Source organism: Pseudomonas sp., from assembly GCF_049645325.1.
Lineage (GTDB): Bacteria > Pseudomonadota > Gammaproteobacteria > Pseudomonadales > Pseudomonadaceae > Aquipseudomonas.
The window spans coordinates 1-5,968 of the sequence record NZ_JBARTQ010000500.1; the positions used below are offsets into that span (position 1 = coordinate 1).

Here is a 5,968-nt window from a genome sequence, read left to right on the forward strand (position 1 = left end):
GCTTTATAGATGTCGGTGGGGCTCTGTCCAAAGCGGTGCATGGCGGCCTTGATGGCCGATACGGTCACGCAGTTACCGTCCGGGCCCTGGCGAAAGCCGCCCCAGATATCATCCGCCCTGGCACCATTGCGTTTCATTGAAAGGCCCGGAATGTAGCCGGTAGGAACAGCGTGGGAACGGTCCAACTCCGCTAACGGCTCAGGCAATAACCCGGGGTTCAATTCAGGACGAGGGGAAGTTTCGGCAACGGCCCTTATAGGTTTACCCGCTATCAGGCTGACAAACCTATTGATAAAAGACGAAAGCAGTGACCGCCACTTAGAGAATGCGCCTAAAACATTAACGGTCCTGAAACCACTCTTCGTTGCCTTTGCGGTTTTAACTCGCTGCCCTGCAGCACGACCCCGCGGAATCAAGTTGCCCAATGGCGCATGACTGTTGAACTTAACTTGGTCCACGAAGGGAACCTGACGAACACCCGCTACACGTGCACTATTATTGATTGAACAACAACGCATCATCGTCTCCACCCGCAGACACTTCTCCGAACTGGATAGCCGGAGAAGTGTTCGCTTTACTCAGAAAGTTAAACCGGCCCTATGATGATCAAGCGTTGAAGTTTGATCGGGCATTAAAACGCGCCTCGCGCCGAGTAAAGTGCGCAGTTACCGGCCCGGCGCTCGTAATATCAACTTCAGGTACATGAGGCATGTTATCGGGAGCCTCATGAATAACAGGTGGCACTGTCACTTCAGGCGTAAGTTCCGGCATTACCTCCAGCGTAGGCGTTGGTACTCCTTCGTGCTCGGTGTGCGGCGTTATCTCAGGCACAGGGTGCGGCTTCGCCTCCGGCGCAGGTGTCGGCGCCGCTTCAAACTCTACGCGTGGTGTCAGCTCAGGCGTGGGATAGGTGTGAATAACCGGCACATTCGACATGACCCTTGGCATTACGCCACGGCCCAGTGGCCTGTGGGTGTCATGGCAGTAACTATGATCAATGTTCACATTCACTTGCACGTTGGCTTTCGAATCATTGGTCACGGAGACTTCCGGCTTCGGCGCCAACGGCAGGGTCGGGCTGAGTGTGTGTTTGAGCTCACCGAGGGTCGTGACAGGCAGGTTGTCTGCCTTGGCAACGTCAGTGAGGGCGGTGTCGGGCTTGGGTGCCGGCGACGCAACCGCCGGTTGCTTGATGGGCTGCGGCTTGACTGCCAGCAGCTCGACAGTTTTAGCAGCCAGCGGCAGCTCGCTTGCCGCCGGTTTTACAATCGACACGTTAGCGTTATCGAGCAATACAGCGGACTTCGCTTGCTTGCCGGCGAACATGTCGCGCAGGGCCTTGAACACCAACTCCAACATGTCGAACAACTTGCTCAGGGTACCGGAATCAACCGTAATATCCCCCTTTGGCGTACTGAATAAATCCTGGGATGGTGCATGCGCAATCGAAGGCGAGTTGATCGGTGCAGGCGTGTGCGAAGCGTGGTCATTACGACCGTTATCAACATTAACGAAGGCGGGTGTGCTAATGGATAGAGACATAGCCAAATTCCTTATTCAGTAAGGCCCCACTCGATTAACGAGTCGGCCAAGAGTGTCTTTGATAACGTGGAAGCAATCAGCCTTGCTGTCCAGTCCCTAGATACGTGGAGTTTTAGCTCGCCGGGTTCCACGCAGTGCACTTCATATAAGGACACCAAAATCCATCCACGGACGTTTCTTAACCCTCTTTGAGTACACGCCCTTTATGCACGCGGCTCGCGTGCTATAAAGCGGACACACACGCTAATAAACCCCGGCCCTCGCAACTTACCGACATCATTGCCTAACAGTTGTAATGGGCAAGTATGTTAGCGCGCACAAAAAAGGCGCCCAGGGCGCCCTCTATGGTTTGAAACGTGTGTGGCTATAAGCGCGATAGGTCTACACCACCACCGCAACCGGATGGCTCATGCCCAACAATCGGCTGACCTGGTGCAGATCGGTTTCCCGGCGCATCGCCGTAAACAACTCCACCGCCTCGGGGTAGTTGCGGGTCAGCATCGCCAGCCACTGCTTCAAACGGCCCGGGGCCTGGCGCTCCGTGAGCTGCGCCACGGATTGGGTCCAGAACTCCTGGAGCATCGGCTGCATCTGCGCCCAGGTCATCTCGACCACCTCCTCGCCTGCCTTGGCTGCCACGATCTGTCGCGCCAGATCCGGGCGGGCTACCAGGCCGCGGCCGAGCATGATGTCTTCGGCGCCGCTGACTTCGCGGCAACGCTTCCAGTCTTCGACGCTCCAGATATCGCCATTGGCGAATACCGGCACCTTGACCACGTCCTGCACCCGCGGGATCCACTCCCAATGGGCCGGCGGCTTGTAGCCATCGGCCTTGGTTCGCGCATGCACCACGATGTGCGCCGCGCCGCCTTCGGCCAGGGCCGTGGCGCACACCAGCGCGCCGTCCGGGCTGTCAAAGCCCAGTCGCATCTTCGCGGTCACCGGGATATGCGCCGGCACGGCACGGCGCACGTGCTCGACGATCTGGTTGAGCAGCTCCGGCTCCTTGAGCAACACCGCACCGCCACGGGACTTGTTGACGGTCTTGGCCGGGCAGCCGAAGTTGAGGTCGATCACCTGCGAACCCAGCTCGCAGGCCAGCGCGGCGTTTTCCGCCAGGCACACCGGGTCCGAACCCAGCAACTGCACTCGCAACGGCACGCCCGCAGCGGTGTGGGCGCCGTGCAGCAGTTCCGGGGCGAGCTTGTGGAAATAGGCAGGGGTCAGCAGGCGGTCGTTGACGCGAATGAATTCGGTCACGCACCAGTCGATACCGCCCACGCGGGTCAACACGTCCCGCAGGATGTTGTCGACCAACCCCTCCATGGGCGCCAAAGCAATTTGCATGGAAAACACTCAACAAAAATCGTGGCGCAGTTTACTGGGTTTCCCAGCGTAAACGTTAACCCCCTGTCAGCGCGGGGCCATAACCGTCGAGAAACTCGGCCGGCATGCGCTTGGGCTTGCCGGTGGAGAGCTCGATGCAGACAAACGTGGTTTGCGCGCGCAACAGGGTGGCACCGTCGCGGGGCCGGACCAGCTGGAAGCGTCGGGTCATCTTCAGGCGCTGGTCCCAATCGACGATCCAGGTGGCGAGTTGCAGCTCATCGCCTTCATAGCCGGCCGCCAGGTAATCGATCTCGTGGCGCACCACGGCCATGGCGCGGTCCAGTCGACGGTATTCGGTGAGGTCCAGCCCCAGGCGCTGGGAGTGGCGCCAGGCGCAGCGCTCCAGCCAGGACACGTACACCGCGTTATTGGCGTGCCCCAGGCCGTCGATGTCGTCGGCGGCGACCTGCAGGTCGATGATAAACGGCGTTGCCAGATCCCAGCCCATGCCTTGCTCCAGTCGATTAATGTCGGCGGGGCAGTGTATCAGGCAGTTTGCCGCGCCTGTAGACGACGGCCGGCCAAGAGGGCCAACACCGCATCGATCACCCGAGGGTCGGCCAGCACTTTTTGATGACCGCCCTGTTCCAGGCGCAGCAGGCGGCTGTCGAACCAGGCGTCGTGGATTTGCTGGGAAGCCCGGACCGGCACAAAGGTGTCGTCCTCGGCATGCACGATCAGGCCGGGCAGGTTCATCTGGTAGTGAGTCACGTCCAGGTGCTTGAGCGGCATCCCGAAAGTCAGCTCAACCTCCTGGAGAAACGCTGAGCGCGCACGCGGCGGCAAGCCGACCATCCGGGTAAAACCGCGCAGCACATCGAGAAAGCGTGAAGGCGCGGCGATGCTGACCAATGTCTCGGTACGCAGCCCCAACTGCACCGCCAGCATCGCACTGGCGCCGCCCATCGAGTGGCCGACCACGGCGTGCAGCGGCGGCAGCTCATTGGCCGCCTCAAGCATGGCGCGGGCAAATAACAGCACATGCGCCTCACGCCCCGGCGAACGACCGTGGGCAGGGCCATCGAGGGCAATCACTGAATAGCCGTTTTCCACCAATGCGGTGATCAAACTGGCGAACTGCGTCGGGCGCCCTTCCCAGCCGTGCATCAACAAGACCGCAGGCCCTTGGCCCCAGCGCAACGCCGAGAGCCCGAAGCGCAGGGTTATGCGCTCCGATTGCGCCAGCAATGGCAGCTCCCAATCACGCGGCGGCAGGTTGCGCGGGGTCATGAACGTGCGGCGCAACTTGCTGGCCACGGTGCGCGGCGCGAGACGCCCGACCGTGCCATTGAAGCCGCGAATCCAGGTTAATGCGCCCATGCTGCCACTCCTTTTTCAGCGCACCGCCGACTTGGCCGCGCGCAATACACGGTCGGACAACTCGCCCGGGCCGAGCGCGCGCGCCAGGGCCAAGCCGCCGATCATCAATGCCATGTCGGCGAGGGCCTTGTCAGTGTCTTCCGGGGTGGCAGCCAATTGGGCGGCCATCAACTCCGTGTGCTCGTTGAGGGCCTGGCGGAATTCATCCGGCAAGCGGCTCATCTCGCCCACGGTCGCCGGGATCGGGCACGCCTGGGCGGTGGAGTCGCGGTGCTTGCGCGACAGGTAAAACGCCGCCACCAGCGCCCTGCGCTCTTCGCCGGTGAGTTGCGCGTCCATGTCGTCAATCGACGCACGGCGCCGGGCCAGCAGCTGGGTGAAGGCCTCCAGCATCAACGCGTCCTTGCTTTCAAAGTGTGCGTAAAAACCGCCCACCGTAAGCCCTGCGGCGCCCATGACTTCACCGACACTCGGCTCAGCCGGGCCGCGCTGGACCAACGCCGCGCTGGCGGCCTGAAGAATGCGTTCGCGGGTTTGCGCTTTTTTATCGCTCATCATTGCCTCCGTCGTTCATGAGTTGAATATTATTACCATAATAATATTTGGCAAGCCACCGGCGTGACCGATCGTCGGGGCAATCCAATAGAAAACTTCGGAATAAAGCGCGTTCGTCGGACGTTCTGTTGATGCAAGCCACAAGGAACGCAGTCTTCAAACCAAGGTTAAAGGGGTGACAGATGTTATTTTGGAGTTCGCTGCATGAGCTGAACGGCCCCGCGACACAACGCATATCCATCACCGGAAAATTTGCCTACGAGGCGTCTGATGGCCGCTGTCATCCGCAAGGACGAACACGGGTCGTGACGTCCCTTGCGACAGAAGGACGCGTCTTCCTGGGGGATGCGCCGCACCCCAAAAGCGAGGGGATGATGTGGAGTGACAGTGGCGACATTTACTGGCTGCCATGGCGTAACGGTGAGGTCACACAAGCAACGTATGCCGACATGGACGCGCTGGGCTGTACATTTTTCATGACATCCCTCTTTACCGGCTGCCGTTTTGTCGCGACTGAAACCAAGGTGGCGCACATCGCCTTTTCCCAAGGCGCCCTGGGGAACAATACCCTGGGTCGAGATTTGGGTGAGTTGACCAGCATGCACACTGGCCCGCTTCCAGTAGCGCGTCGCAAGCTGACAATCGACGGCACGAACGGAATCGACTGGGGCACGCACAACAACGTCACCACGTCTTACGGAAGCGGTGTGACCAATATGCCGGATGGGAGTGGGGGCACCAGCCAGGTCTACCAAGGGCAGGCCGTAGTACTGGGCTATAAAAGTGATCGTGTCTGGCGCTTCAAGACATTGATCAACCAGAACGGCAATTACGTTTGGTCTACGCTGGTTTAAGCGGAAAAACCCAAACGCCAGACAAACAAAAGGGCCATTCAATAATTGAATGACCCTTAAAAATCCCGCAGAGCGGGTAATCGTGGCGTCCCCTAGGGGACTCGAACCCCTGTTACCGCCGTGAAAGGGCGGTGTCCTAGGCCACTAGACGAAGGGGACACAAACCTTCTATACACTGATCAGTGCTGAGCGCTGATCGATTCAAGGACGGTGTGGCCGGAACCTTGAACCTGTAAATTGGTGGAGCTAAACGGGATCGAACCGTTGACCTCTTGCATGCCATGCAAGCGCTCTCCCAGCTGAGCTAT

Annotated in this window: 6 protein-coding genes and 1 tRNA gene; 1 reads left to right on the forward strand and 6 read right to left on the reverse strand. The window is 59.8% G+C overall.

Annotated elements, in window-relative coordinates:
- Positions 1–606: 606 nt before the first annotated feature.
- The 5 genes from WBB95_RS21305 to WBB95_RS21325 form a co-directional block, all read right to left on the reverse strand.
- Positions 607–1,542, reverse strand: a complete 936-nt coding sequence (locus WBB95_RS21305; RefSeq protein ID WP_424489376.1) for a hypothetical protein — start codon at positions 1,540–1,542, stop codon at positions 607–609.
- A 381-nt stretch (positions 1,543–1,923) separates the two neighbouring features.
- Positions 1,924–2,889 (reverse strand): tRNA dihydrouridine synthase, encoded by a 966-nt coding sequence (locus tag WBB95_RS21310; protein WP_424489377.1) that lies wholly within the window; start codon positions 2,887–2,889, stop codon positions 1,924–1,926.
- Positions 2,890–2,944: 55 nt separating this feature from the next.
- Complete coding sequence (locus WBB95_RS21315; protein WP_424489378.1) at positions 2,945–3,379, reverse strand: acyl-CoA thioesterase; 435 nt, start codon at positions 3,377–3,379, stop codon at positions 2,945–2,947.
- 38 nt (positions 3,380–3,417) lie between these two features.
- Entirely contained in the window at positions 3,418–4,251 is an 834-nt protein-coding gene (locus WBB95_RS21320; protein ID WP_424489379.1) for an alpha/beta hydrolase, read from the reverse strand.
- Between the two features lie 15 nt (positions 4,252–4,266).
- On the reverse strand, positions 4,267–4,806 hold the full coding sequence (locus WBB95_RS21325; RefSeq protein WP_424489380.1) for a TetR/AcrR family transcriptional regulator: 540 nt from the start codon (positions 4,804–4,806) through the stop codon (positions 4,267–4,269).
- A gap of 182 nt (positions 4,807–4,988) precedes the next feature.
- Here WBB95_RS21325 and WBB95_RS21330 point away from each other — a divergent pair, with 182 nt between their 5' ends.
- The gene (locus WBB95_RS21330) at positions 4,989–5,660 is read left to right on the forward strand and encodes a hypothetical protein (RefSeq protein ID WP_424489381.1); all 672 of its coding nucleotides are present in this window, start codon (positions 4,989–4,991) and stop codon (positions 5,658–5,660) included.
- Positions 5,661–5,743: 83 nt separating this feature from the next.
- Here WBB95_RS21330 and WBB95_RS21335 read toward each other — a convergent pair.
- Positions 5,744–5,819, reverse strand: a tRNA-Glu gene (locus WBB95_RS21335).
- Positions 5,820–5,968: the final 149 nt, after the last annotated feature.

Bases quoted from the DNA above. Each gene is read 5' to 3' on its own strand.
- WBB95_RS21305 (WP_424489376.1), bottom strand. From the start codon at position 1,542: ATGTCTCTATCCATTAGCACACCCGCCTTCGTTAATGTTGATAACGGT.
- WBB95_RS21310 (WP_424489377.1), bottom strand. From the start codon at position 2,889: ATGCAAATTGCTTTGGCGCCCATGGAGGGGTTGGTCGACAACATCCTG.
- WBB95_RS21315 (WP_424489378.1), bottom strand. From the start codon at position 3,379: ATGGGCTGGGATCTGGCAACGCCGTTTATCATCGACCTGCAGGTCGCC.
- WBB95_RS21320 (WP_424489379.1), bottom strand. From the start codon at position 4,251: ATGGGCGCATTAACCTGGATTCGCGGCTTCAATGGCACGGTCGGGCGT.
- WBB95_RS21325 (WP_424489380.1), bottom strand. From the start codon at position 4,806: ATGAGCGATAAAAAAGCGCAAACCCGCGAACGCATTCTTCAGGCCGCC.
- WBB95_RS21330 (WP_424489381.1), top strand. From the start codon at position 4,989: ATGTTATTTTGGAGTTCGCTGCATGAGCTGAACGGCCCCGCGACACAA.